The 22,015-nt window shown below is 72.4% G+C and carries 21 protein-coding genes; 13 read left to right on the top strand and 8 right to left on the bottom strand.

Annotated features, from left to right (window positions below; all coding sequences use genetic code 11):
* Window positions 1-9: 9 nt before the first annotated feature.
* The gene (scpA, locus tag ACIRJT_RS24935; RefSeq protein ID WP_403912823.1) at window positions 10-2,235 is read right to left on the bottom strand and encodes a methylmalonyl-CoA mutase; all 2,226 of its coding nucleotides are present in this window, start codon (window positions 2,233-2,235) and stop codon (window positions 10-12) included.
* Complete coding sequence (locus ACIRJT_RS24930) at window positions 2,235-4,097, bottom strand: methylmalonyl-CoA mutase family protein (protein WP_403912820.1); 1,863 nt, start codon at window positions 4,095-4,097, stop codon at window positions 2,235-2,237. Before ACIRJT_RS24930 ends, scpA begins: the two co-directional genes overlap by 1 nt.
* A 268-nt stretch (window positions 4,098-4,365) precedes the next feature.
* On the opposite strand from ACIRJT_RS24930, the gene ACIRJT_RS24925 reads away from it, so the two are divergent.
* Window positions 4,366-4,893 carry a DUF6325 family protein gene (locus tag ACIRJT_RS24925; protein ID WP_403912817.1) on the top strand — a complete coding sequence of 176 codons (528 nt, stop codon included), beginning with the start codon at window positions 4,366-4,368 and terminating at the stop codon, window positions 4,891-4,893.
* Window positions 4,894-5,014: 121 nt separating this feature from the next.
* The gene (locus ACIRJT_RS24920) at window positions 5,015-5,812 is read left to right on the top strand and encodes a tyrosine-protein phosphatase (RefSeq protein WP_403912815.1); all 798 of its coding nucleotides are present in this window, start codon (window positions 5,015-5,017) and stop codon (window positions 5,810-5,812) included.
* A 68-nt stretch (window positions 5,813-5,880) separates the two neighbouring features.
* Here the strand turns inward: ACIRJT_RS24920 and ACIRJT_RS24915 are convergent, their stop codons facing one another.
* A complete protein-coding gene (locus ACIRJT_RS24915) occupies window positions 5,881-6,318 on the bottom strand; it encodes a hypothetical protein (protein WP_403912813.1) in 438 nt (145 codons plus the stop codon).
* 86 nt (window positions 6,319-6,404) lie between these two features.
* On the bottom strand, window positions 6,405-6,983 hold the full coding sequence (locus ACIRJT_RS24910) for a hypothetical protein (RefSeq protein ID WP_403912811.1): 579 nt from the start codon (window positions 6,981-6,983) through the stop codon (window positions 6,405-6,407).
* A 220-nt stretch (window positions 6,984-7,203) separates the two neighbouring features.
* Between ACIRJT_RS24910 and ACIRJT_RS24905 the strand changes: the two genes are divergently transcribed.
* A complete protein-coding gene (locus ACIRJT_RS24905; protein ID WP_403912808.1) occupies window positions 7,204-7,608 on the top strand; it encodes a DUF1992 domain-containing protein in 405 nt (134 codons plus the stop codon).
* Window positions 7,609-7,640: 32 nt separating this feature from the next.
* On the top strand, window positions 7,641-8,138 hold the full coding sequence (locus tag ACIRJT_RS24900) for a GNAT family N-acetyltransferase (protein WP_403912806.1): 498 nt from the start codon (window positions 7,641-7,643) through the stop codon (window positions 8,136-8,138).
* Between the two features lie 83 nt (window positions 8,139-8,221).
* Here the strand turns inward: ACIRJT_RS24900 and ACIRJT_RS24895 are convergent, their stop codons facing one another.
* The gene (locus ACIRJT_RS24895) at window positions 8,222-8,602 is read right to left on the bottom strand and encodes a VOC family protein (RefSeq protein ID WP_403912803.1); all 381 of its coding nucleotides are present in this window, start codon (window positions 8,600-8,602) and stop codon (window positions 8,222-8,224) included.
* Between the two features lie 203 nt (window positions 8,603-8,805).
* Here ACIRJT_RS24895 and ACIRJT_RS24890 point away from each other — a divergent pair, with 203 nt between their 5' ends.
* Window positions 8,806-9,399: a DUF6328 family protein gene (locus ACIRJT_RS24890; protein ID WP_403912800.1), complete on the top strand. Its 594-nt coding sequence runs from the start codon at window positions 8,806-8,808 to the stop codon at window positions 9,397-9,399.
* A 6-nt stretch (window positions 9,400-9,405) separates the two neighbouring features.
* On the opposite strand, the gene ACIRJT_RS24885 is transcribed toward ACIRJT_RS24890, so the two are convergent.
* Complete coding sequence (locus ACIRJT_RS24885) at window positions 9,406-10,215, bottom strand: VOC family protein (protein WP_403912798.1); 810 nt, start codon at window positions 10,213-10,215, stop codon at window positions 9,406-9,408.
* A gap of 108 nt (window positions 10,216-10,323) precedes the next feature.
* Entirely contained in the window at window positions 10,324-10,665 is a 342-nt protein-coding gene (locus tag ACIRJT_RS24880; RefSeq protein ID WP_403912795.1) for a DUF6479 family protein, read from the bottom strand.
* Window positions 10,666-10,897: 232 nt separating this feature from the next.
* On the opposite strand from ACIRJT_RS24880, the gene ACIRJT_RS24875 reads away from it, so the two are divergent.
* The 8 genes from ACIRJT_RS24875 to ACIRJT_RS24840 all read left to right on the top strand — a co-directional run bounded on the left by ACIRJT_RS24875 (window position 10,898) and on the right by ACIRJT_RS24840 (window position 20,777).
* On the top strand, window positions 10,898-11,287 hold the full coding sequence (locus ACIRJT_RS24875) for a hypothetical protein (RefSeq protein ID WP_403912792.1): 390 nt from the start codon (window positions 10,898-10,900) through the stop codon (window positions 11,285-11,287).
* A gap of 61 nt (window positions 11,288-11,348) precedes the next feature.
* Window positions 11,349-11,918, top strand: coding sequence for a 2Fe-2S iron-sulfur cluster-binding protein (locus tag ACIRJT_RS24870; protein WP_403912789.1), 570 nt, complete (start codon window positions 11,349-11,351; stop codon window positions 11,916-11,918).
* Window positions 11,915-12,916 (top strand): FAD binding domain-containing protein, encoded by a 1,002-nt coding sequence (locus ACIRJT_RS24865; protein WP_403912787.1) that lies wholly within the window; start codon window positions 11,915-11,917, stop codon window positions 12,914-12,916. The genes ACIRJT_RS24870 and ACIRJT_RS24865 overlap by 4 nt, the downstream gene beginning before the upstream one ends.
* 70 nt (window positions 12,917-12,986) lie before the next feature.
* Entirely contained in the window at window positions 12,987-15,086 is a 2,100-nt protein-coding gene (locus tag ACIRJT_RS24860) for a xanthine dehydrogenase family protein molybdopterin-binding subunit (protein ID WP_403912784.1), read from the top strand.
* Window positions 15,087-15,275: 189 nt separating this feature from the next.
* Window positions 15,276-15,734 (top strand): ATP-binding protein, encoded by a 459-nt coding sequence (locus tag ACIRJT_RS24855; protein ID WP_403912781.1) that lies wholly within the window; start codon window positions 15,276-15,278, stop codon window positions 15,732-15,734.
* A gap of 161 nt (window positions 15,735-15,895) precedes the next feature.
* A complete protein-coding gene (locus tag ACIRJT_RS24850; RefSeq protein WP_403912778.1) occupies window positions 15,896-17,308 on the top strand; it encodes an NADP-dependent succinic semialdehyde dehydrogenase in 1,413 nt (470 codons plus the stop codon).
* A gap of 42 nt (window positions 17,309-17,350) precedes the next feature.
* Entirely contained in the window at window positions 17,351-19,732 is a 2,382-nt protein-coding gene (locus tag ACIRJT_RS24845) for a phosphoketolase (RefSeq protein WP_403912775.1), read from the top strand.
* 85 nt (window positions 19,733-19,817) lie between these two features.
* Window positions 19,818-20,777 carry a D-2-hydroxyacid dehydrogenase family protein gene (locus ACIRJT_RS24840; protein WP_403912773.1) on the top strand — a complete coding sequence of 320 codons (960 nt, stop codon included), beginning with the start codon at window positions 19,818-19,820 and terminating at the stop codon, window positions 20,775-20,777.
* A 31-nt stretch (window positions 20,778-20,808) separates the two neighbouring features.
* Here ACIRJT_RS24840 and ACIRJT_RS24835 read toward each other — a convergent pair whose 3' ends face one another.
* Window positions 20,809-21,924, bottom strand: coding sequence for a chemotaxis protein (locus ACIRJT_RS24835; protein WP_403912771.1), 1,116 nt, complete (start codon window positions 21,922-21,924; stop codon window positions 20,809-20,811).
* Window positions 21,925-22,015: the final 91 nt, after the last annotated feature.

The following is a 22,015-nucleotide window of genomic DNA, read 5'->3' as shown; positions in this document are numbered from 1 at the left end:
GTCAGCGGCTCACAGCTCGTGGCCGAGCGCGGCGCCGAGCCGCGTCACCAGGTCGTGGGCCGCGTCCGGGATCACCGTCCCCGGCGGGAAGACCGAGGCGGCGCCCGCCTCGTGCAGCGCCTCGATGTCCTGCGGCGGAATCACCCCGCCCACCACGATCATGATGTCCTCGCGTCCCTCGGCGGCCAACTCCTCACGCAGCGCGGGCACCAGGGTCAGGTGCCCCGCCGCCAGCGAGGAGACGCCCACGATGTGCACATCGGCCTCGACGGCCTGCCGCGCCACCTCGCCGGGCGTCTGGAACAGCGGGCCGACGTCCACGTCGAAGCCCAGGTCGGCGAAGGCCGTGGCGATCACCTTCTGCCCCCGGTCGTGGCCGTCCTGCCCCATCTTGGCGACCAGGATGCGCGGACGACGGCCCTCGGCCTCCTCGAAGGCCTCGACCAGCGCACGGGTGCGGTCCACCGAAGGGGACTCTCCTGCCTCTTTGCGGTACACACCGGAGATCGTACGGATCTGCCCGGCGTGCCGCCCGTACACCTTCTCCAGCGCGTCCGAGATCTCCCCGACCGTCGCCATCGCGCGCGCCGCGTCGACCGCCAGCGCCAGCAGGTTGCCCTCCAGGCCCGGGCCCGGGTCGCGCTCGGCGGCGGCCGTCAGCGCGCGCAGCGCCTCCTGGCACGCCACCTCGTCGCGCTCCGCGCGCAGTCGGCGCAGCTTCTCGATCTGCTGGGTGCGCACCGAGGAGTTGTCGACCTTGAGGACGTCGATCTTCTCGTCGGTCTCCACCCGGTACTTGTTCACCCCGATCACCGGCTGTCGCCCGGAGTCGATCCGCGCCTGCGTGCGCGCGGCGGCCTCCTCCACCCGGAGCTTGGGGATGCCCGCGTCGATGGCCTTCGCCATCCCGCCGGCCGCCTCGACCTCCTCGATGTGGCTCCAGGCCCGGTCCGCCAGGTCCCGCGTCAGCTTCTCCACGTACGCGCTGCCGCCCCACGGGTCGATGACCCGACAGGTGCCGGACTCCTGCTGCAACAGGAGCTGCGTGTTACGGGCGATGCGGGCGGAGAAGTCGGTGGGCAGCGCCAGCGCCTCGTCCAGGGCGTTGGTGTGCAGCGACTGGGTGTGCCCCTGGGTCGCCGCCATCGCCTCCACGCACGTGCGTGTCACGTTGTTGAACACGTCCTGTGCCGTCAGCGACCAGCCCGAAGTCTGCGAATGGGTGCGCAGGGAAAGGGACTTGGGGTTCTTCGGGTCGAACTGCCGCACCAGACGCGCCCACAGGAGGCGGGCCGCCCGCAGCTTCGCGACCTCCATGAAGAAGTTCATGCCGATCGCCCAGAAGAACGAGAGCCGCGGCGCGAACGCGTCGACGTCCAGCCCGGCCTCACGACCGGCGCGCAGATACTCCACTCCGTCGGCCAGGGTGTAGGCGAGCTCCAGGTCGGCCGTCGCCCCGGCCTCCTGGATGTGATAGCCGGAGATCGAGATGGAGTTGTAGCGCGGCATCCTCTGCGAGGTGAACGCGAAGATGTCGGAGATGATCCGCATCGAGGGCGAGGGCGGATAGATGTAGGTGTTGCGGACCATGAACTCCTTCAGAATGTCGTTCTGAATGGTCCCGGTCAGCTTCTCGGGCGGCACGCCCTGTTCCTCGGCCGCCACGATGTACAGCGCCAGCACCGGAAGGACCGCGCCGTTCATCGTCATCGACACCGACATCCGGTCCAGCGGAATGCCGTCGAACAACTGGCGCATGTCGTAGATGGAGTCGATCGCCACCCCGGCCATGCCGACGTCACCCGTCACGCGCGGGTGGTCGCTGTCGTAACCCCGGTGGGTCGGCAGGTCGAAGGCGACGGAGAGGCCTTTCTGCCCGGCGGCGAGGTTGCGCCGGTAGAAGGCGTTGGACTCCTCGGCCGTGGAGAACCCGGCGTACTGACGGATCGTCCAGGGCTGGTTGACGTACATCGTCGGGTAGGGCCCGCGCAGATACGGGGCGATCCCCGGATACGAGTGCAGCGCGTCCAGGCCCTCCAGGTCCTCACCGGTGTAGAGCGGCTTGACCGTGATGCCCTCGGGCGTCTCCCAGAGCGGGGCCTCGGCGCCCTCGGCCGCCTTGGTCACGGCAGCCTGCCACTCCCCGGCGGAGCCGGCGGGCGGCGCGGTGGACGTGAGCGGCACGTCGGAGAAGTCCGGAACGGAGGGTTGGCGATCCGTGGGCGATGTCGTCATCACGCCACTCCCATGCGGTCGAGTACGGAGGTGAGAACGGCGACCGCGTCGCAGCCCGCGAAGATGTATGCGTCGACCTCGGCGTACTCGCCCGGCCGGCCGGCCAGGAACACCCGCGCCGCTCCTGCCGACTTCAGCGCGGCGGCCACCTGCTCCGCCCGCTCGGCGTACAGCGCGTCCGACGAGCACAGCACGGCGACCGTCGCCCCGGCGGCGGTCAGCGCGTCGGCGGCGGTGTCCGCCTCCACCGACACCGGATCGTGGACCGCCTCGATCCCGCCCGCACCGAAGAGGTTGACGGCGAAGGAGACCCGCGCCGTGTGCGCGGCGGCCGGCCCGAGAGCGGCGACGAACACCTTCGGGCGGCTCCCGGTCGCCGCGAGGTGCGCGTCGGAGCGGGCACGCAGCGCCTCGAACGCCTCGTCGCGCCGGACCCGGGGCAGACCGCCCGGAGCCCCGGCGTACGCGTCGGGCGCGGGCTCGCGCTCCACCGGGCGCTCGCCCGGCTGCGGGAACTCGCTCACCCCGGTGATCGGCTCCTTGCGACGGGCCAGCTTCGCACTGCGCGCGGCCCAGGTGGCGGCGAGCCGCTCCGCCACCATCCCGGAGCGCAGGGCGGCGGGCAGCCCTCCCGCCCGCTCGGTCTCCTGGAAGAACGCCCACGCGGCCGAGGCGAGTTCGCCGGTCAGCCGCTCCACGTACCAGGAGCCGCCCGCCGGGTCGACGACCCGCGCCAGGTGCGACTCCTCCATGAGGATCGTCGAGGTGTTACGGGCGATGCGCCGCGCGAACGCGTCGGGCAGCCCCAGCGCGTGATCGAACGGCAGCACGGTCACGGAGTCCGCGCCGCCCACCCCCGCGCCCAGCGTGGCCAACGTGGTGCGCAGCATGTTCACCCACGGGTCGCGGCGCGTCATCATCACCGGCGAGCTGACGGCGTGCTGCCGCTGGGCCCCGGCGGCAGGGGCCCCGGAGGCCTCGGCGACCCGCGCCCACAGCCGGCGTGCCGCGCGCAGTTTGGCGATCGTCAGGAACTGGTCGGCGGTCGCCGCGTAGCGGAACTCCAACTGCCCGCAAGCCGCTTCCACGCTCATCCCGGCACCGGTCAGGGCCCGCAGATACGCGACGCCGGCGGCCAGGGAGAGCCCCAGCTCCTCGCCGGCCGAACCGCCCGCCTCGTGGTAGGGCAGCGCGTCCACGGCGACGGCCCGCAGTCGCGGGTACTCCGCGTCGCACACCCGCGCCCAGCGTACGGCGGGAGCGAGGTCCGCCTCGACGCCCGTCCGGGCCTCGTGGCCGAGCGGGTCGGCGCCCAGCGTGCCGCGCGCCTCGTCCTTGGCGACGCCGCGTTCCCCGTACAGCCGCAGCAGCTCCGTCGCGGCGGCGTCCAGGTCGGCCGGGGCGTCGAGCGCGATGGGCGCGAGGTCGAGGTACACGTTTTCCAGCGCCCGGGCGAGCCCGTCGACGGGGACGCCCACCGGGCCGCCCACGGTGAGCCAGAGGGAGGTGACCCCGTTCTCCAGATCGCCGAGCACCGCCTCGTTGAGCCGGGCGGGGTCGGTCAGGGTGTGGCGTTGGCGCACGTCCCAGCCGCCGGCCGCGTTCCCCTCGGCCCTGCTGCCCCGGGTGAAGGGGGCGAAGCCGGGAAAGCCGGTGTCCGGCGACTCGTCTTGTGCGGTGTAGAGGGGGCGGGTGGTGAGCCCGTCCTCCAGTGTGGTGGACAGCGCTTCCTCGGCGGCCGATCCCGAGACTTCCTTGCCCGACTTGCGCAGTACGCCTTCGACGAGGGTCTGCCACTGGTCATGGGAGGGGTCGGGGAACGCGGCGGCCGGAGAGAGCCCGTCAGCAGGCTGGACCGTCATGCTCAGATGCTAGGCCAGTGCGTCGAACCAGCAGCAGGGGCACAGGCTGTGACCTTGCCCTCGCGGAGATGTACTTGATCCTCTACATACGGTCGCGTAACCGGCCGGGCGGGCGGGCGGCGGCAACACGACGGTTCTCGACATCGGTATGAATCAGGACAGAGATGCATATTATGTGTGAAGTTTCCTGATTTCTTGATGCCATCCCTGGAATGCCGTATCCACCCCGGCGCCCCTGTGGCCGCCGGGATACGGAGAGGACGCGACCGTGGCCGTCGGACCTGTGGAGTACCTCGTCATCGCCTTCCCCGGCAGTCGTTTCGCCGGGTCGGTCGCCCCCGTGCTCGCCGAAGCCGCGTCGTCCGGAGCCGTACGCCCCGGAGACCTGGCCTTCGTCCGTAGGGCCGAGGGCGGCGCGCCGGCCTCGGTGGAACTGCGGGAGCTGGACCCCGGGGGAGTGGTTCCCGCCGATACGGCGGAGGGCGGGGAGGCGGCGGTGCTGGGTGCGGAGGACCTCGAAAGGCTCGACCGCGGACTGCCGGTCCGTGATGTCGTGGCGATCGTCGTCCGGGAGGACCTGTGGACCACGCGGCTCGCCCGTGCGGCCCGCGAGGCCGGCGGCACGTTCGTCGCACACGAGCGCCTCGGGGCCGGTGGGCCCGGTAATTCCGCTGACCAGGAGGTCGCGGGGGACGACATCATCACCCGGCTGGAGCGGCTTGCCGAGCTGTGGAAGCGGGACGTCCTCACCGACGCCGAGTTCGTGGACCAGAAGGCGAAGCTTCTGTCGGACTGATGTCCGGCCGGCGCCCCGGGGTGCCGGCCGACGTTCTCCGGTGGTGCTTTCCTTGCTGCATACGACATTGATCCCGATATGTGGAATTCCTGGAATTCATCAGGGAAAGAGGCAGTTCATCGTGCAGACCGCCCGGACCGTTCCGGCCGCCACCGTTGTCAATCTGCGCGACCTGGGCGGCATCGCCCTGGGCCGTGACCGCCGGGTGCGGCAGGGCGTCCTCTTCCGCTCGGGTCAGCTGAGCGAGCTCGACCCCACGAGCGACCGGGCGGTGTCCGCGCTCGGCATCCGCACCGTCGTGGACCTGCGGACAGCCGACGAGCGCCAGTGGGCCCCGGACCGGCTGCCGGACCGGGCCAGGCTCTTCGTCGCCGACGTGCTGGGAGACCACCCGGGCGTGGCGCCCGCCCGGCTGAGGTCCCTGCTCGCCGACCCGGTCGAGGCGGAACGGGCGCTGGGGGGCGGCCGGGCCGAGGAGTTGTTCGCCGAGACCTACCGGAAGATGGTCCTCTCGCCGGGCGCCGCGGCCGCCTACCGGGCCTTCCTGGAGACGGCCGCCGACCCCGCCGCGCGCCCGCTGCTCTTCCACTGCACGGCGGGCAAGGACCGTACCGGCTGGGCGGCAGCCGTGCTGCTGATGCTCCTGGGAGCGGCCCGCGCGACGGTGCGGTCGGACTTCCTCGCGGTCAACCCCGCCGTACGGGCCGCCTTCGCCCCGTACGTGACGAAGTTCCTGGACGGCGGCGGCGACCCCGCCGTCGCCACGGCGATCATCGAGGTCCGCCCCCGCTACCTGGACGTGGCGCTCGACGCCATGGACGAGCGCTGGGGCGGCCTCGACGGCTATGTGCGCGACGGGCTGCGCGTGCCCGCCGCCGCACTGGAGCGGCTGCGCGACGGCCTGGTGGTCCGCGGCTGAACCGGTCGGAGCGCGGTGCCGAGACGTAAGGGCGAGGACGCGGAAAGGGGGGCCGGTCGGGCCGGGGGCTACAGGCGTACGAGGCGTTCCGTCAGGTCGCGGTAGTGCTGGAGCGCGATCCGCAGATCCTCGGTCTCCGCCCCGGTGGCAGGGTCGCTCCCGTCCTTCCCCGCGCGCAGGCGCCGCCCGCGTTCCTCCAGGGCGGCCCCGAGGCTCGCGACGACCTCGTCGAAGGTGGCGTCGGCCTCCCGCACCGCCCGGTGCGGGTCCTCCACGAAGCCGGTCACCGCCTGCTGGATCCGGGCGGCGAACGCCTCCTGCTCCTCGGGGGCGAACAGCGGCCTGCCGGGGTGCGGATCGCCCCCGCCTCCCCGGGCGGCGTCCGATCCGTCTCGGGGGGCCGTGTGACCCGGGGTTTCGGAGACCGCTGGGCCGGGGGCGGTACGGGAGTCCGCCCCGGTGCGGCCGGCCGGCTCCTCGCCCGTGACCGTCCTCGGAGGCGTCACGGGCGTGTCCGACCCCCTCACGGGCGTACCCATGTCGATGGGTCCCGCACCCTCGGGCAGGCCTGTCTTTCCGTTCGGTGTCCGCGTCATGACGTACCGTTTCCCTTCACCAGATGCCTGTTGCCGTGCTCACGCCCCGACGGGCCGCCGGCGAGCAGCCCGTCGAAGAGCCCGCGGGCCTCGATCAGGGCCTCGCGCATCTCCTCGGTGCTCGCGTTCCCGTGGCGAGCGGCGTGCACCCGGCGGTAGCCGTCGACGTGCGCGGCGTGGTGGACGGAGAGCGCGTCCGTACGGTCCTCGAAGTCCTCGCCGCCCGGGAAGCCGCGCTCGCGCGTCAGATCGGCCAGCAGCGCGTCGGCCTCGGTGAGCGCCCGCTCCGGCGATTCCACGAACAGTTCCTGGGCGCTCGCCCAGCGGGCGGCGTACCGAGCGCGCGCCTCCTCGGTCAGCGGGCGCTCGTCGAGGTGTCCGTGCCGCTTCACCCGATCGCCGAGCTCCTGCTCGGCCGCCGCGGTGTCGCCGCCGTGCCGGGCGACCACGCGGTCGTACTCCGGCCCGAAGCGGCCACGCAGGCTCCTGCCGCCGGCCGTGCGTCCACGAAGAAGGAAGAACGCGGCGATGGCCGCCACGGCGACCACGGCGATGATGATGATCGCTGTCGTCATGGCTACCGCCCCCGACGTTCATCGGCCGGTACGTAGCTCTGCTGTCGCACAGTGGTCAACCCCTTTCGGTACGAGCCCGGCGGCAACCGCCGGGCGGTGTGCAGGGGTTCGTGTACCCCCGGAATCCCGTTCGAGGCAGCGGCTCTCCGACGAAGGGTTCGGCACACCGCTCCGTGTAGGGTGAAAGCGTCGGATCGGCGGCAGGTCGGAGGGACACGCGATGACGGAGCGCAAACCACCCGGAGTCAATTTCGAGTCCTGGGTCGACCGGCAGATCCACGAGGCGGAACAGCGCGGCGACTTCTCCGCGCTTCCGGGCTTCGGCAAGCCGATCGCCGGCCTGGAACGCCCGTACGACGAGGCCTGGTGGATCAAGCAGAAGATGCAGCGGGAGGGCGTGTCGATGCTGCCGCCCGCGTTGGCCCTGCGCAAGGAGGCGGAGGACGTCCCCCGCGCGGTGTCCGCGGCCCGCACCGAGGCCGAGGTGCGGCGCATCCTGACCGAGGTGAACGAGAAGATCGAGCGGGCGGTCCGGATGCCTCCCGAGGGCCCGCCGCTGCGGCTGGTCCCCTTCGACGTGGACGGGACCGTCCGCGGCTGGCGCGAGGCACGACGCCCGGCCTGAAACCGCCACCCACGGTGCCGCATACTCGCCGTATGGGATCGGGCAGGGCAGGGCGGCGGCGCGGGCGCGCTCCACAGCGTGCCGACGTGACGGTCCGCCGGGCCGCGGCGGGCGACGCCGGCCGGCTGACACGGCTGATCCGCACATCAGGCGCCTACGAGGGGCCGTACGCCCCGATGGTCGAGGGCTACCGGGTCGGGCCGGACTACATCGAGGCGCACCGGGTCTTCGTCGCCGCCGATGGCGACACGGGCCGGATCATCGGCTTCTACGCACTGCTCCTCGACCCGCCGGAACTGGACCTGATGTTCGTCGCCGACTCCGCCCAGGGGCTCGGCATCGGCAGACTGCTCGCCGCCCATCTGCGCGAGGAGGCCCGGAGCGCCGGGCTCGCGGACATCCGGATCGTGTCCCACCCTCCCGCGGAGGGTTTCTACCGGAGCATCGGCGCCGAACCCGTCGGCACGGTACGGGCCGATCCGCCCGCGGTGATGTGGGACCGCCCCGAACTCCTGCTCCGCATCGGCTGAGGCGTGCCCCGCCGGGGCCGGGGACGACCGGAGCCCGGCCGCGGTGCGCGGCCGGGCTCCGGGACGGGTGCCTCAAGCGGCGATCAACCGCCGTACGGGCGGGTGATCAGCTCCATGCCATGACCGCTCGGATCGGGGAAGTAGACGCCCCGTCCGCCGTCGTTGTGGTTGATCTCGCCAGGAATCTTCTGATGGGGATCGGCGAAGAAGTCGATCCCCAGAGCCTGGATCTTCGCGAACGCCGTGTCGAACTCCGCCTCCGAAATGAGGAAGGCGTAGTGCTGCGGGGTGATCGAAGCGGCGGGAATCGTCGCGAAATCCAGCGTGACGCTGTTCGCGAGAACGACCGGGACGAACGGACCCCACTCCTCTCCGGCCGTCAGGCCCAGCAGATCCGCCAGGAATTCGGCGGACTCGCGGTTGTCCCGGCAATGGATGATGGTGTGGTTCAACTCGACTGGCACGGTGGAATGCCTCCAACGGGCATCTCACGGGCTACCTCCACGCCTCACCCGGCCGGTGACCGACGCGCGATGCCCTGCCGTGATCATAGGCGTGCCGCGCACACCGGTCCACGGGGTTACGCCCGTGCCCGTGGGGAACCCGTGAGATCCGGCCATCGGCACGCCGCCGTCCTCGCCGGGCCCATCAGGGAAAGGGACGCCACGTGACATCCAGCAGAGGCCGTCGGGAGACCCGGGAGGAGCGGGCGGACCGGCAGTGGTCCGAACTGCTCCAGGAACTGCGCGTCGCCCAGACCGGGGTGCAGATCCTTTTCGGTTTTCTGCTCGCGGTGGTCTTCCAGTCGCGGTTCGAGGACCTGGGGGACATCGACCGGAACATCTACGTCGTCACGGTGATGCTGGGCTCGGCGACCGCGGCGGCACTCATCGGCCCTGTGTCCTATCACCGTCTGCTCACCGGCCGCCGGATGAAGCCCGAGACGGTCATCTGGGCCTCCCGGATGACCGTGCTCGGCCTGGTGCTGCTGTTCTGCACGATGTGCTCCGCGCTCCTGCTGATCCTGCGCGTCGCCCTGCACAACCAGCTCGCCCTCTGGCTGGTCGGCGCGATGGCCCTGTGGTTCCTGGCCTGCTGGTTCGTCTTCCCGGTATGGGCCCTGGCCCGGGGGCGCTCCGGCCGACGCGAGACCGAGGTCGAGGACGGGGCCGAGGGAGACGGTGACGGAGGGAAAGAGTCCGACGGTGACAGGGACGGGGCCGGGGGCGAGTCCTCCGACCGGGGGAGCGGTGCCACCTGAAGCGTGTCAGGCCGGGCTGCGCACGTCGGTCACCGCGAACAGCGCGCCGTCCGGATCCCGCAGGGTGACCTCGGTGCCCCCGAAGCCTGTGCGCTCCTCGACGAGGGCGCCGCCGTGCCGTCCGGCCGCGGAGACCGTCGCCGCGAGGTCCGCCACCGGGAACTGCACCTGCCAGTGCGGGCGCACCACAGGGTCGACAGCCGCCTCCACGGCACCGGAGCTGATCCGGGCCAGCGGATGCCCCTCGCACCGCACGATGACTTCGTCACCTTCGTACGCGACATCGCAGCAGCCCGGCCGCCCGCTCGCCCAGTCGAGTACCTCGCCGTAGAAGATCGCGGCGTCGAAGGCGTTACGGGTCCGCAGCCGCAGCCAGGCGTGTGCGTGGTCGGCCGGGGCCGGCGGCGAGGCGGAGGCCTCGGTGCGCTCCCAGAGGCCGAAGGACGCCCCGTCCCGGTCCGACGCCAGCACGCCGCGCCCCTTGCCGAGCGTCAGCGGTCCCACCGCCACGGTCCCACTGCGCTCGCGGACCCGGGCGGCGGCCACATCCGCGTCCTCCACCGCGAAGTACGGCGTCCAGGCCACCGCGACCTGGTAGGCCGAGGAGACGGCGAAGACTCCGGCGACCGGAATATCGCCGCGGTAGGCCACGGAGAAGTCGGCCCCGAGCCGCCCGGGGCGGAACGACCAGCCGAGGACCTGTGCGTAGAACCGCTCGGCGGTCTCCAGGTTCCGGGTCATCAGGGTGACCCAGCACGGCGCGGCCGGCCCCGTCAGCGGTGCTGCCGAGGCCGTACGGGGGTCGCTTCCGGTCATGGTCCACTGCCTTCTTCGGGGAGCGGCGCCCTGCTCGGCCGCTGCGGTCCAGCAACCAGCGTCGACCGGCCCGCCCGGTCCCGCAACGCGGGCCGGGCCGAGCTCCGCTCAGCCGCGCGGCTGCTCCTCGTCGGGCGGCAGCGGACCGTTTCCGTGGTCCTTGAGCTCGTACGGGGACAGGGCGTGGCCGTCCGTGGGGAAGTGGTCGGAGGCGTGCGGGTCGTGCTGGTCGATGTGGGTGCGCCCTTCCGGCTGCCGCGGCTGCTCATGGGGCTGGGGCGGCGGCGGCTCGGCGTCGTGCTTGCGCTTGCTGAGGATGAAGCCGCCGATGAGCAGGGCGACGACGGCCAGCGCCACGATGGGCATGACGACCCCGAGGGCCCCCGCGCTCGCCGCGAGCGGGACCTCGGCCGACACGTCGACCGCATTGACTGCATTCAGAACATCCATGTAATGCGCATACCCCAGGAGAAGTGCATCAGTCAGCTATTCACAGCAATTCATGTTTTATGGGTATCTCAGGGGAAACGCGTTTCAGGACCGGGGGCCAGGACCGCCCTCCTGCCCGGCCTCCGGGAGCTCAAGTCCTCTTTCGGACGCTTCCCGTGTCGCCGTCGGCCGGATGCGGGGTCAGCCTGGAGTGGTCCCGAAGGCCGGCGGCACCCGAGCGGAAGGAACCACGGTGAACAGCACCCCCGAGCAGAGCGGCGAGGATCACCCGGCGGACCGGGAGGTGGTGGTCTCGCTCAGCCGCTGCGACACCCAGGACGCGCGGACCGTGTTCGACGTGCTCGCCACCGCCTTCGCGTCCGACCACCCGATGGGCGAGACGCCCACGTCGGCCTCGGGCCCCCGCCCGACCGTCTGGGTCACCACCGTGGACGTGTCGGAACCGAGGGCGGACGCCACCCCCGCCCGCCTCACCGCGCCGGTCACGGTGGACGCCCAGGGCGGCTACTGGGCCGTCGACCGGCTGCGTAGCCATCTCACCGGGGCCTTCGCGGTGAGCGTCGTCGGAACGGCCGCCGGCGACCAGGAGCAGGAGGTCAGGCTGCGGCTGGAGAGCCGCTGACGGCCCGGAGGAGAACACGACCGGGGCGACCCTGCCCCGCGGCGAAGCGAAAGGCGCACGTATGGATTCCCTCGCTCTGGGAGCCGACCTCGAACCGGAACCGGTCGTCGACGAACACTCCACCGTGACCCTGAACGTCAACGGCGACCCGACGACGCTGACCGTCGACCACCGCACCACGGTCCTGGAGACGCTGCGCGAGAGCTTCGGGCTCACCGGGGCCAAGAAGGGCTGCGACCACGGCCAGTGCGGGGCCTGCACGGTCCTCGTCGACGGGCGGCGGGTCAACAGCTGCCTGCTGCTCGCCGTCGCCCAGGACGGCGCCACGATCACCACCGTGGAAGGGCTCGCCGACGGCGGGAACCTGCATCCGGTGCAGCGGGCGTTCGTCGAGCGCGACGCCCTTCAGTGCGGCTTCTGCACCCCGGGCCAGATCTGCTCCGTCGTGGGCATGCTCCGCGAGGCCGCGGACGGCCACCGCTCGCACGTCACCGACCCGGACGCCGCCACCGGACCGGGCGGACCCGTCGCACTCGCCGCGGACGAGATCCGGGAACGGATGAGCGGCAACCTCTGCCGGTGCGGGGCCTACCCCAGGATCGTCGAAGCCATCGAGGACGTGATCGAGTGAAACCGTTCGGCTATGTGCGCCCCGCCTCCACCGACGAGGCCGTCCGGCTCTGCGCGGAAGGCGCCGGCGCCCGTTTCCTGGGCGGCGGCACCAATCTGGTGGACCTGATGAAGCTCGGCGTGGAGGCGCCCCGGGTCCTCATCGACGTCGCCGGGCTGCCGCTGGACCGGGTGACCCGGACGGCCGACGGCGGCCTCGCCATCGGCGCCACCGTGCGCAACAGCGACCTCGCCGCCCACCCCGACGTCACGGAGAGCTACCCCGTGCTGTCCCAGGCGCTGCTGGCCGGGGCCTCCGGCCAGCTCCGCAACTTGGCCACCACCGGCGGCAACCTGCTCCAGCGCACCCGGTGCCGCTACTTCCAGGACGTCTCCAAGCCCTGCAACAAACGGCTCCCCGGCTCCGGCTGCCCCGCACGCGAGGGCACCCACCGCGACCTGGCGATCCTCGGACACTCGCCGGAGTGCGTGGCCACCAACCCGTCCGACATGGCCGTGGCCCTCGCCGCGCTCGACGCGGCCGTGGTGCTCCTGGGACCCGAGGGCGAACGGGCCGTCCCCGTCACCGAGTTCCACCGCCTGCCGGGGGAGAACCCCGACCAGGACACCGTGATCAGGCCCGGCGAGCTGATCACCGAGGTGGTGCTCCCGCCGCAGGCGCCCGGGGCGGTCACCCGCTACCGCAAGGCCCGCGACCGTGCCAGCTTCGCGTTCGCGCTCGTCTCCGTCGCCGCCACGCTGCGGGTGGACGCCGGCCGCGTGGAGCACGCCACCCTCGCGTTCGGCGGCGTCGCCCACCGGCCGTGGCGGGCCCACAGGGCCGAGGCCGAGCTGCGCGGGGCTCCGGCCACGCCCGCCGTGTTCCAGCACGCCCTGATCGCCGAACTGGCCGAGGCGCGGCCGCTGCGCGACAACGCGTTCAAGGTGGACCTCGCCCGCCGGCTCGCCCTCGACGTGCTCGGCGAACTCACCGCACGGCAGCCCACCCGGCCCGGCTGAACCACCCGCCCCGCGCCCGACCGCCGGACGCCCCTGCGCGTCCGCCCACCGACCCCCGAGGACCACCGCCATGACCACCCGAGCCCCGCAGTTCCCCGGTGCGCCCGTCGTCCGCAGAGAGGCGCGGGACAAGGTCACCGGTACGGCCCGCTACGCGGCCGACCAGGCACCCGTCGGCTGCCTCTACGCCTGGACCGTCCCGGCCGCCGTCGCTGCCGGACGCGTCACCGCCGTACGGGCCGTCGACGCCCTCGCCGTCCCCGGCGTCCACACCGTCCTCACCCATGACAACGCGCCCGAACTCCAGGAGCCCGACGACCCGATCCTCGCCGTGCTCCAGGACGACCGGGTCCCGCACCACGGCTGGCCCATCGCCCTCGTCATCGCGGAGTCCCTGGAGGCCGCCCGGACAGGGGCAGGGGAGCTCCACGTCGAGTACGTACGCGACGAGCCCGACGTGATCCTCACCGACGATCATCCCGGCCTCTACACGCCCGAGGAGGCCAACGCCGGCGCACCCGCCGTCCGGGTCCGCGGCGACGTCGAGCGGGCCCTGGCGGGGTCGCCCGTCCAGGTCGACGCGACGTACCGGATGAGCGCGCTGCACAACCACCCCATGGAACCGCACGCCGCCACCGCGGTGTGGGCCGACGGACACCTCACCGTCCACGACTCCAGCCAGGGCTCCACCAAGGTCCGCGAGAGCCTGGCCCAGGCGTTCGGACTGGCGGCGGACCGGATCACCGTGGTCTCCGAGCACGTCGGCGGCGGCTTCGGCTCGAAGGGCACCACCCGCCCCCAGGCGGTCCTCGCGGCGATGGCCGCCCGGCACACCGGGCGGCCGGTGAAGCTGGTGTTCCCCCGCGCCCAGCTGGCGGAGGTCGTCGGCCACCGCGCCCCCACGATCCAGCGGGTCAGGCTCGGCGCGGACCTGGACGGGGTGCTCACCGCGGTCAGCCACGAGGTCGTCACCCAGACCTCCACCGTGAAGGAGTTCGTCGAGCAGGCCGCCGTGCCCGCCCGGGTCATGTACGCCTCGCCGCACAGCCGGACCGCGCACCGGGTGGCCGCCCTCGACGTCCCCAGCCCCTCCTGGATGCGCGCCCCGGGAGAGGCCTCCGGGATGTATGCCCTGGAGTCCGCCATGGACGAACTGGCCTCCGCGCTCGGCCTGGACCCCGTGGAGCTGCGGCTGCGCAACGATCCGGAGACCGAACCGGACAGCGGCCTCCCCTTCAGCAGCCGGGGCCTCGCCGCCTGTCTGCGCGACGGTGCGGCCCGGTTCGGCTGGCAGGACCGCGACCCCCGGCCCGCCGCCCGTCAGGAAGGCCGCTGGCTCATCGGTACGGGCGTGGCCTCGGCGACGTACCCCGTCCTCGTCTCCCGCTCCACCGCGAGCGCCCACGCCACGGCGGACGGTGCCCTGAGCATCGCCGTCAACGCCACCGACATCGGCACCGGGGCCCGCACCGTCCTGGCCCAGATCGCCGCCGACGTGCTCGGCGTCGCCCCGGAGGCCGTACGCGTCGACATCGGCTCCACCGATCTGCCCGCCGCCCCGCTGGCCGGAGGCTCCTCCGGCACCGCCTCCTGGGGCTGGTCCGTGCACAAGGCGGCGACCGGCCTCGCCGCCCGCCTCGCGGAGCACCCGGGCCCCCTGCCCGCCGGCGGGATCACCACCACCGCCGACACCGAACAGGAGACCGGCGAGGAGTCCCCGTACGCCCGGCACGCCTTCGGCGCGCACTTCGCCGAGACGGCCGTCGACGCCGTCACGGGCGAGGTGCGCGTACGCCGCCTCCTCGGCGTGTACGCCGCCGGGCGGATCCTCAACGAGCGCACCGCACGCTCCCAGTTCACCGGCGGCATGGTGATGGGCATCGGCATGGCCCTCACCGAGGGCTGCGGAATCGACCCGGACTTCGGCGACTTCACCGCCAAGGACCTCGCCTCCTACCACGTGCCCGTCTGCGCCGACACGGCCGACATCCAGGCGCACTGGATCGAGGAGGACGACCGCCACCTCAACCCGATGGGCAGCAAGGGCATCGGCGAGATCGGGATCGTCGGCACCGCCGCCGCCATCGGTAACGCGGTCCGCCACGCCACCGGCGCCCGGCTGCGCGAACTGCCCCTCACCCCGGACACCTTGCTGCCCTACCTGCTCTGACCGCCCTACGACCGGACACCGCCCACCAGCACGGACGGCCCAGCTGTTGCGCGTCCGGCCCACTCGACGCACCCTGATGAGTGACCCAGAAGTGATCTGTGCTCACGCTTCGTGTTCGGGGTTCGTTCGTACGACGGGGTGCAGTACGGCGGGTGACAGACGTGGGCCTCGTGGTGAGGAGCCTCGACGATGACCGTTCCACCCGACCGGCACTACTCGGTCGAACTGCAGGTGTCGGCAGAGCGCGTTTCGCAGGTGCGGCGGATCGTCGCCGCACACCTTCGTCACTGGAGTCTCGACCTGCACGTCCGGCCGGTGTGCCGGGCCCTGGACGAGCTCCTGACCAACGTCCACCGGCATGTCGGCGACGGCGACACCTGCGTCCTCGAACTCCGCTGGACCGGGCGGCACGTGACCGTGTCCGTCGCGGACAACAGCGCCCGGATGCCGCGGCTGCTGCCGGCCGGCGGCGGGCTGAGCCGGGTCATGGCCCTGAGCGACAGCTGGGGCACCTGCCGGACCACCGACGGCAAAGTGGTCTGGTTCACCCGCTACGCCGAGGCACAGCGGCCCGCGGGCCTGCTCCCGCACGCCCCGCTGCCCGGCGTCCGCACCGCCCGCCACGTTCCCGTGGCCGCGCTCGTGTAACCGCCCGAAGGCGCGGCCCTCTCACCCGGCCGACGCGGAACGCGCTGCCCCGGCACGCATGATCCGCGTCGGTCGGGTACGTGCGGGGGAGGCGAGTGCCGCGTTGCGCTGACCGGTGCGGCGCGGCACGGTCGGAGTACCGATGCAAGGAGGCCACTGCCATGCCCATCGCGACGGTCAACCCCGCGAACGGCGAACTGATCAGGTCTTTCGACGCCCTCGGCGAGGAGGAGACCGGACGCAGGATCACCGCCGCCGCGGAGACCTTCCGCCAGTACCGCACCTCATCCTTCGAGCAGCGGGCCGGCTGGCTGAACCGGGCCGCCGACCTCCTCGACGAGGACCGCGACACCATCGCCCGCACGATGACCGTCGAGATGGGCAAGCCCGTCACGGCGGCCCGCGCGGAGGCGGCCAAGTGCGCGAAGGCGATGCGCTGGTACGCCGACCGTGCCGAGGGGCTGCTCGCCGACGAACACCCGGACCCCGACGACGTGCGGGACTCCGGTGCCTCCCGCGCGCTGGTCCGCTACCGGCCCCTCGGCGTGGTCCTCGCCGTGATGCCGTGGAACTTCCCGCTCTGGCAGGTGGTGCGCTTCGCCGCCCCCGCGCTGATGGCGGGCAACGTCGGACTTCTCAAGCACGCGTCGAACGTGCCCCAGACGGCCCTCTACCTGGAGGACCTCTTCCACCGCGCGGGCTTCCCCGCAGGCTGTTTCCGTACGCTCCTGATCGGCTCGGGCGCCGTCGAGGCGGTCCTGCGCGATCCGCGCGTCGTCGCCGCCACCCTCACCGGCAGCGAACCCGCCGGCCGGGCCGTCGCCGCCACCGCGGGCGACGAGGTCAAGAAGACCGTGCTGGAGCTGGGCGGCAGCGATCCGTACGTCGTCCTGCCCTCGGCGGACGTGGAGAAGGCCGCCGCCACCGCGGTCACCGCCCGCGCCCAGAACAACGGCCAGTCCTGCATCGCCGCCAAGCGCTTCATCGTGCACGCCGACGTGTACGACGCCTTCGCCGAGCGGTTCACCGCGGGCATGCGCGCCCTGACCGTCGGCGACCCGCTGGAGGAGGGCACCGACATCGGACCGCTCTCCACCGAACAGGGCCGCACCGACCTGGAGGAACTCGTCGACGACGCAGTCGAACGCGGTGCCGAGGTGCTGTGCGGCGGACGCCGTCCCGACAAGCTCGGCGGCGGCCTGGAGCACGGCTGGTTCTACGAACCCACCGCGCTCGCCTCCGTCACCACCGCCATGCGCGTCCACCGCGAGGAGACCTTCGGCCCGGTCGCCACCCTCTACCGGGTCGCCGACCTCGACGAGGCGATCCGCCTGGCCAACGACACCCCCTTCGGACTCAGTTCCAACGTCTGGACCCGCGACGCGGGCGAGCAGGAGCGCTGCGCCCGCGACCTGGAGGCCGGCGGGGTCTTCTTCAACGGGATGACCGCCTCACACCCGGCCCTGCCCTTCGGCGGGATCAAGCGCTCCGGATACGGCCGTGAGCTGGCCGGACACGGCATCCGCGAGTTCTGCAACGCCACCACGCTCTGGTACGGGCCCGAGGCGTCCTGACACCCCGCCCGTACGCCGTCACCCGACGAGGAGACCTGCTCCGTGAGCGACCCCCGTACGCCTTCCGCTCCCTCCGCCCTCCCCGACGACGAACTCGCCGCGCTCGACGCGCACTGGCGCGCGGCCAACTACCTCGCCGTCGGCCAGATCTACCTGATGGCCAACCCTCTGCTGACCCGGCCACTCGTCCCCGAGGACATCAAGCCCCGGCTGCTCGGCCACTGGGGCACCTCGCCTGGTCTCAACCTCGTCCACACCCACCTCAACCGGGTCATCAAGGGCCGCGACCTGAGCGCTCTGTGCGTGTGGGGGCCCGGCCACGGGGGACCGGCCGTCCTCGCCAACTCCTGGCTGGAGGGCAGCTACTCCGAGACCTACCCGGACGTCGGCCGGGACGCCGAGGGCATGGGGAGGCTCTTCAAGCAGTTCTCGTTCCCCGGCGGCGTGCCCAGCCACGTCGCTCCCGAGACACCCGGCTCCATCCACGAGGGCGGCGAACTCGGCTACTCCCTCGCCCACGCCTACGGAGCCGCCTTCGACCACCCGGACCTGGTGGTGGCGTGCGTGATCGGCGACGGCGAGGCCGAGACGGGGCCGCTCGCCACCTCCTGGCACGGGGACAAGTTCCTCGACCCGGTCCACGACGGAGCCGTCCTGCCCATCCTCCACCTCAACGGCTACAAGATCGCCAACCCGACGGTCCTCGCCCGCATCCCCGAGGAGGAGCTCGGCCAGCTGCTGCGCGGCTACGGCCACGACCCCCTTTTCGTCAGCGGCGACGACCCGGCCGCCGTCCACCGGGCACTGGCCGCCGCCATGGACACCGCCCTGGACCGTATCGGCGCGTACCAGCGGGCCGCCCGGGAGGACGGCGCCACCGAGCGCCCCCGCTGGCCCATGATCGTGCTGCGTACCCCCAAGGGCTGGACCGGACCCGAAGAGGTCGACGGACTTCCCGTCGAGAACACCTGGCGCTCCCACCAGGTCCCGCTCTCCGGCGTCCGCGACAACCCGGAACACCTGCGGCAACTGGAGGCGTGGCTGCGCTCCTACCGGCCCGTCGAACTCTTCGACGCCGACGGCCGCCCCACCGAACAGGTCCTCGCCTGCGTGCCCGGGGGAGCGGCCCGGCTCGGCTCCACCCCGTACGCCAACGGCGGGCTGCTCCTGCGCGACCTCCCGCTGCCCGACCCGGCGGACCACGCCGTACGAGTCGACAAGCCCGGCACATCCCTCCACGAGCCGACCAAGGTGCTCGGCGGCCTCCTGGAGAGCCTGATGGCCGCCACCGCGGACCGCAGGGACTTCCGCGTCGTCGGCCCCGACGAGACCGCCTCCAACAGGCTGGACGCCCTCTACCGGGCCACCGGCAAGGCCTGGCAGGCCGCCACCCTGCCCACCGACGAACACCTCGCCCACGACGGCCGCGTGATGGAGATGCTCTCCGAACACCTCTGCCAGGGCTGGCTGGAGGGATACCTCCTCACCGGACGGCACGGGCTCTTCTCCAGTTACGAGGCGTTCGCCCACATCGTCGACTCCATGGTCAACCAGCACATCAAATGGCTGCGCACCTCGCGCCGACTGCCCTGGCGGCGGCCCATCGCCTCGCTCAACTACCTGCTCACCTCGCACGTCTGGCGCCAGGACCACAACGGCTTCTCGCACCAGGACCCCGGCTTCGTCGACCACATCCTCAACAAGAGCCCCGAGGTCGTGCGCGTCTACCTCCCACCGGACACCAACACCCTGCTCTCCGTCGCCGACCACGCGCTCCGCAGCCGGGACCACGTCAACGTGATCGTCGCCGGGAAGCAGCCGACCTTCGACTGGCTCACCCTGGACCAGGCCCGCGCCCACTGCGCGCGCGGGGCCGGAGCCTGGGAGTGGGCCGGGACCGAGGACGGCAGCCGGGAGGTGGACGTGGTCCTCGCCTGCGCCGGGGACGTACCCACCCAGGAGACGCTGGCCGCCGCCGACCTGATCCGCCGCCATCTGCCGGAGCTGTCCGTGCGCGTGGTCAATGTCGTCGACATCGCCCGCATGATGCCCGACGCTGAGCACCCGCACGGTATGCCGGACTCCGAGTACGACGCCCTGTTCACCCGCGACAGGCCGGTGATCTTCGCCTACCACGGCTACCCGTGGCTGATCCACCGCCTCGCCTACCGCCGTAACGGCCACGCCAACCTCCATGTGCGCGGCTACAAGGAGGAAGGCACCACGACCACGCCGTTCGACATGGTCGTCCGCAACGACCTCTACCGGCTGGTCATGGACGTCATCGACCGGGTGCCGGGGCTCGGCGTCCGGGCCGTCGCCGTACGCCAGGAGATGGCGGACGTCCGGACCCGCCACCACGCCTGGATCCGCGAGCACGGCACGGACCTGCCGGAGGTCGTGGACTGGACGTGGGGCGGCTGAAGGCGTCGGTCACCGGGTGCTGTTCCCGCGGCCGGAAAGTTGAGCGATCATGGGCGGCGACCCGAGACCCACCGGAGAGGCCGCCATGAAGCCGCGCTGTGCCGTGATCGAGGACTTCCAGTCCGTCGCCACCACCGTCGTCGACTGGTCGCCCGTGACCGCCGACGTCGAGGTCGTGACCTTCACCGAGCACCTCGCCACCGAGGACGAAGCGGCCGCGGCCCTCGCCGACTTCGACATCGTGGTCACCCTGCGCGAGCGGGTGCCCTTCCCGGCGGAGCTGTTCGCCCGGCTGCCCCGGCTACGGCTGCTCGTCGCCTCCGGCATGCGCAACTCCGTCATCGACCTCGACGCCGCGAAGCGGCACGGCGTCGTCGTCTGCGGCACCGCCAGCTCCTCCACCCCGCCCGTCGAGCTGACCTGGGCGCTGCTGCTCTGCCTGGCGCGCGGGATCGTCCCCGAGACGGAGGCCCTGCGCACGGACGGCCCCTGGCAGTCCACCCTCGGCGCCGATCTGCACGGGCGGACGCTCGGGCTGCTGGGACTCGGAAAGATCGGCGGCCGGGTGGCGCAGGTGGGCCTGGCCTTCGGCATGGACGTCCTCGCGTGGAGCCAGAACCTCACGAAGGAACGCACCGACGAGGTCGGGGCGACGCTCGCCGCCTCCAGGGAAGAACTGCTGGCCTCCAGCGACTTCGTCTCCGTCCACCTCGCGCTCGGCGACCGGACCCGGGGCCTGATCGGTGCGGCCGAACTCGCCCTGATGCGCCCGACCGCGTATCTGATCAACACCTCCAGGGCGGCCGTCGTCGACACGGACGCCCTGCTCGCCGCCCTGGACACGGGAGTCATCGCCGGGGCCGCGACCGATGTGTTCGACATCGAGCCGCTCCCGGCCGGCCACCTGGTCCGCACGGCCCCGCGTCTGCTGGCCACCCCGCACCTGGGCTATGTGTCGCGCGCCAACTATGAGACCTACTACGGCCAGGCCGTGGAGGGCATCCGGGCCTTCCTCGACGGGCAGCCGGTCCGCCGCCTGGGCTGACGGCGGAGGGCACCCCCCCCGGCGGCTTCGGTCAGTAGCGCAGTGCCGCCGCGATCCGGCCGTGTTCCGCCAGCGAACCGTCCTCGACGAAGACCACGTCGGCGCCGCCGTCGAGCGCCACTTCGACCAGTTCGTCGACGATGTCCTCGCGGATCGCGCCGTCCGCGCTCTGCGCGCTCCCCTCGGGCACCGGCTCCAGGTGCTCGTCGGTCACCTGAACGGCCGCCTGGAAGTGTTCCTCCACCACGACCAGACCCGCCCGGCCCTCACGGACGGCGGTCCACACCTCGTCGAGCCCACCGGCGAAGGAATGGGCGCTTCGGGCGTTGTCGAGCCGGGTCTCCACCTCCGCCACCGCCCGGCGAGCGCCTTCCTCGAGGGCGGGCCGCAGCTCTTTCAGGACCTCGGCGGGCGACAGCTCGGCCGGCGCGCCCTTGGTGACCCGGCCGACGGCGGACCCGGAGCTCTCGCCGACCTCGTCCAGCAGGGCGAGGGCGGGGGCGAGGCCCATCAGGTACAGCGGGCGCGGGTCGTCGGCGAGCACCGCGCGCAGCTTCTCGTCGACATCGCGGAAGAAGTTCCGCGTCTCCTCGTCACTGAAGGTGCTCGGGGTGTCCCCGATCCGTTCCTCACGCTGCGGGTTCGGCGGCTCCTTCGGCGCGGTCAGCGGGAAGCCGCCCACCTCCTCCGGACGGATGCCGTCGCCCGTGCCGATCCACAGGGTCGCGTGGTCGGCGGCGACCGTCAGCGCCCGGAACGGCCGGGTCTGGGCCTTGGCGGCGACGAGGTTGCGGGTGAGGTAGGTGTCGCTGAGCACCACCCGTTCGGGTGCGGTGCGCGGAAGCTGCCAGATCCAGAACTCGTCGGTGGTGACGAGGAGCACCAGGGAGTCCAGCGCCCCGCGCGGGTCCACCTCGGCCGCCGCCCGCTCCAGCCGGCCCATGAGGGCGGCCCGGACCTCTCTGCTGACCTGCGGATCGGCGTCTAGGCGGTGTCCGGCATCCGCCACCAGGTTCCGCAGGCGGACCGGGTCCTGAGCGTTGGCCGGGGCCTTGCGGTGGGTCGGCATGGTCAGGGACAGGGCCGGATAGGGCCGGGTCGCCCGCAGCTCCCGCAACAGGTCGGCGGTCAGGGCGTCCGTATCCATCGTTCCCTCCCAGGGCTCGAACCCGCTCCCGTATGAAGCGGATGCTTCGACGAGTCAATTCATACCTTTTGATCCTAATATGGGCGAGTTG

This window comes from Streptomyces sp. NPDC102283 (assembly GCF_044766265.1).
In the GTDB taxonomy this organism is placed as follows: Bacteria; Actinomycetota; Actinomycetes; order Streptomycetales; family Streptomycetaceae; genus Streptomyces.
The sequence above is the reverse complement of the archived record's forward strand: the minus strand, read 5'-3'. Positions and strand labels throughout refer to the sequence as shown.

Excerpts from the sequence above, each read along its gene's own strand:
- ACIRJT_RS24840 (WP_403912773.1), top strand. The coding sequence starts at position 19,818 with ATGAAGCCGCGCTGTGCCGTGATCGAGGACTTCCAGTCCGTCGCCACC.
- ACIRJT_RS24855 (WP_403912781.1), top strand. The coding sequence starts at position 15,276 with ATGACCGTTCCACCCGACCGGCACTACTCGGTCGAACTGCAGGTGTCG.
- ACIRJT_RS24870 (WP_403912789.1), top strand. The coding sequence starts at position 11,349 with ATGGATTCCCTCGCTCTGGGAGCCGACCTCGAACCGGAACCGGTCGTC.
- ACIRJT_RS24835 (WP_403912771.1), bottom strand. The coding sequence starts at position 21,924 with ATGGATACGGACGCCCTGACCGCCGACCTGTTGCGGGAGCTGCGGGCG.
- ACIRJT_RS24885 (WP_403912798.1), bottom strand. The coding sequence starts at position 10,215 with ATGACCGGAAGCGACCCCCGTACGGCCTCGGCAGCACCGCTGACGGGG.
- ACIRJT_RS24900 (WP_403912806.1), top strand. The coding sequence starts at position 7,641 with ATGGGATCGGGCAGGGCAGGGCGGCGGCGCGGGCGCGCTCCACAGCGT.
- ACIRJT_RS24860 (WP_403912784.1), top strand. The coding sequence starts at position 12,987 with ATGACCACCCGAGCCCCGCAGTTCCCCGGTGCGCCCGTCGTCCGCAGA.
- ACIRJT_RS24930 (WP_403912820.1), bottom strand. The coding sequence starts at position 4,097 with ATGACGGTCCAGCCTGCTGACGGGCTCTCTCCGGCCGCCGCGTTCCCC.
- scpA (WP_403912823.1), bottom strand. The coding sequence starts at position 2,235 with ATGACGACATCGCCCACGGATCGCCAACCCTCCGTTCCGGACTTCTCC.
- ACIRJT_RS24905 (WP_403912808.1), top strand. The coding sequence starts at position 7,204 with ATGACGGAGCGCAAACCACCCGGAGTCAATTTCGAGTCCTGGGTCGAC.
- ACIRJT_RS24850 (WP_403912778.1), top strand. The coding sequence starts at position 15,896 with ATGCCCATCGCGACGGTCAACCCCGCGAACGGCGAACTGATCAGGTCT.
- ACIRJT_RS24910 (WP_403912811.1), bottom strand. The coding sequence starts at position 6,983 with ATGACGACAGCGATCATCATCATCGCCGTGGTCGCCGTGGCGGCCATC.
- ACIRJT_RS24880 (WP_403912795.1), bottom strand. The coding sequence starts at position 10,665 with ATGGATGTTCTGAATGCAGTCAATGCGGTCGACGTGTCGGCCGAGGTC.